The sequence below is a fragment of the Aliiruegeria lutimaris genome, from assembly GCF_900099935.1.
GTDB lineage: Bacteria > Pseudomonadota > Alphaproteobacteria > Rhodobacterales > Rhodobacteraceae > Tropicimonas > Tropicimonas lutimaris.
The window spans coordinates 2,501-5,780 of sequence record NZ_FNEK01000143.1 but is presented as its reverse complement, the minus strand read 5'-3'; the positions used below and the strand labels follow the sequence as shown (position 1 = coordinate 5,780).

General features: G+C 53.0%; 2 rRNA genes. Both read right to left on the bottom strand.

Annotated elements, in window-relative coordinates:
* Window positions 1-88 precede the first annotated feature (88 nt).
* Window positions 89-203 (bottom strand): 5S ribosomal RNA (gene rrf, locus BLR85_RS27630).
* A 96-nt stretch (window positions 204-299) separates the two neighbouring features.
* Window positions 300-3,129, bottom strand: a 23S ribosomal RNA gene (locus BLR85_RS27625).
* Between the last annotated feature and the right edge of the window lie 151 nt (window positions 3,130-3,280).

The window sequence follows — 3,280 nt, the reverse complement described above, 5'->3', positions numbered from 1 at the left end:
TTTCCGTTTTGGAATACAGAAAGCCCCGCCATTTTTTGGGCGGGGCTTTTTGTATTTTTTGTATAGAGAGTTATTGGGGCTTTTCTAGGTTTGGCGGTGACCTACTCTCCCACGTCTTGAGACGCAGTACCATCGGCGCTACGGTGCTTAACGGTCGAGTTCGGGATGGGATCGTGTGTTTCACTCGTGCTATGACCACCAAACCAAGGAAAGCCCCTGGTGTTTGTTTCCAAACACCGGGATCAGATTGTCCAAGCCAATGGTTTGACTTCTGTATTCCAGTCTTGCTTTTACTGGATCAAATCAAGCCTATCGGGCAATTAGTACCGGTCAACTGAACGCATTGCTGCGCTTACATCTCCGGCCTATCGACGTGGTGGTCTACCACGGCCCTCAGGGATACCTTGTTTTGAGGGGGGCTTCCCGCTTAGATGCCTTCAGCGGTTATCCTTTCCGATCATAGCTACCCTGCACTGCGGCTGGCGCCACAACAGGTCCACCAGTGGATCGTTCACCCCGGTCCTCTCGTACTAGGGGCAACTCCTCTCAAGTATCCTACACCCACGGCAGATAGGGACCGAACTGTCTCACGACGTTCTAAACCCAGCTCACGTACCTCTTTAAACGGCGAACAGCCGTACCCTTGGGACCTGCTCCAGCCCCAGGATGAGATGAGCCGACATCGAGGTGCCAAACGGTGCCGTCGATATGGACTCTTGGGCACCATCAGCCTGTTATCCCCGGCGTACCTTTTATCCGTTGAGCGATGGCCCTTCCACTCGGGACCACCGGATCACTATGGCCGACTTTCGTCTCTGCTCGACTTGTCAGTCTCGCAGTCAGGCTGGCTTCTGCCATTGCACTCAACGAGCGATTTCCGACCGCTCTGAGCCAACCTTCGCGCGCCTCCGTTACGCTTTAGGAGGCGACCGCCCCAGTCAAACTACCCGCCACACAGGGTCCCGGATCCGGATAACGGACCGCGGTTAGACATCAAGCAGAACAAGGGTGGTATCTCAAGGAAGGCTCCACAGAGACTGGCGTCCCTGCTTCGAAGCCTACCACCTATCCTGCACATGTTCGGCCTAATGCCAGTGTGAAGCTGTAGTAAAGGTGCACGGGGTCTTTCCGTCTAACCGCGGGAAGCCTGCATCTTGACAGGCAATTCAATTTCGCTGAGTCGATGTTGGAGACAGCGGGGAAGTCGTTACGCCATTCGTGCAGGTCGGAACTTACCCGACAAGGAATTTCGCTACCTTAGGACCGTTATAGTTACGGCCGCCGTTTACCTGGGCTTCAATTCGGAGCTCTCACCCCTCCTTTTAACCTTCAGGCACCGGGCAGGCGTCAGACCCTATACGTCGTCTTGCGACTTCGCAGAGCCCTGTGTTTTTAGTAAACAGTCGCCACCCCCTGGTTTGTGCCCCCGGATCCAAGTTGCCTTGAACCCGGGCCTCCTTCTCGCGAACTTACGGAGGTATTTTGCCGAGTTCCTTCAACATCGTTCTCTCAAGCGCCTTGGTATTCTCTACCAGTCCACCTGTGTTGGTTTAGGGTACGGTCTGATGGAGGGCTATTTCCAGGAACCGATCAGCGGCCCACCCAATCCGATAAGGGTGAACAACAGTTTCGATCCGTCACATCCTCCTGGCCTAGGAATATTAACCTAGTTCCCATCGTCTACGCATTTCTGCCTCGACTTAGGGGCCGGCTTACCCTGCTCAGATTAGCTTTAAGCAGGAACCCTTGGACTTTCGGCGACAGGGTCTCTCACCCTGTTTGTCGCTACTCATGTCATCATTCTCACTAGTGATCTCTCCACCGGATGCCTTACAGCCCGGCTTCACAGACAACACCTTATCCTCCAATGCCTTCCGGAGAAGACTAAGGAGGATTGGTGTTATATCACACTACGCTCCGCTACCACTGCATACGCAGTCCTCAGCTTCGGCTCATGGCTTGAGCCCCGTTACATCTTCGCCGCAGGACAACTTGATTAGACCAGTGAGCTGTTACGCTATCTTTAAAGGATGGCTGCTTCTAAGCCAACCTCCTGGTTGTTTTGGTCGTCCCACCTGCTTTCCCACTTAGCCATGAATTAGGGGCCTTAGCTGGAGGTCAGGGTTGTTTCCCTCTCCACTACGGACGTTAGCATCCGCAGTGTGTCTGCCGCATAGTACTCCTCGGTATTCGGAGTTTGGTTAGGATCAGTAAGTCTGTGGGACCCCATTACCCATCCAGTGCTCTACCCCCGAGGGTATTCGTGCGACGCTCTACCTAAATAGATTTCGCGGAGAACCAGCTATCTCCGAGTTTGATTGGCCTTTCACCCCTAGGCACAACTCATCCCGACCTTTTTCAACAGGTGTGGGTTCGGACCTCCAGTAAGTGTTACCTTACCTTCATCCTGGTCATGCCTAGATCACTCGGTTTCGGGTCTGATCCAACATACTCGACGCCCTATTAAGACTCGCTTTCGCTACGCCTACACCTATCGGCTTAAGCTTGCATGTTAGACCAAGTCGATGACCCATTATACAAAAGGTACGCCGTCAGGACTCGAGGTCCCTCCGACTGATTGTAGGCGCCCGGTTTCAGAAACTGTTTCACTCCCCTCGTCGGGGTGCTTTTCACCTTTCCCTCACGGTACTGGTTCGCTATCGGTCAGCAAGGAGTACTTAGCCTTCGAAGGTGGTCCTCCGATCTTCAGACAGAATTTCACGTGTTCCGCCCTACTTAATACATCCAATCGAGCTTCCAATACGGGGCTGTCACCCACTATGGCCAGTCTTTCCAGACTGTTCTTGTCACTCTCATGGCTTGGCTGGTCCCCGTTCGCTCGCCGCTACTAGGGGAGTATCAATTGATTTCCTTTCCTCCGGGTACTTAGATGTTTCAGTTCCCCGGGTTTGCTCTTTGAAGCCTATATATTCAGCTACAAAGTACCTGGTTCAACAACCTAGTGATAACACAAGGCTATCAATAGAGTGCTGTCAGGTGGGTTGCCCCATTCGGAAATTCCTGGATCAAAGCTTATTCTCAGCTCCCCAGGACTTATCGCAGAGTATCACGTCCTTCATCGCCTCTTGCTGCCAAGGCATCCACCAAACGCCCTTTTCGCGCTTGATTTGATCCAGAAAGAGCAAGACTTGCGCCTTCCGACGTCAGGCTGGTTCGGCCAACGTCTCTCTTTCCGATCAAAAGTCATACATTTTCCCGCTCCACGTCCGAAGACATGGAACATTCGGCTCAATCCGTGCGGATCGAACCATTTGGTTAG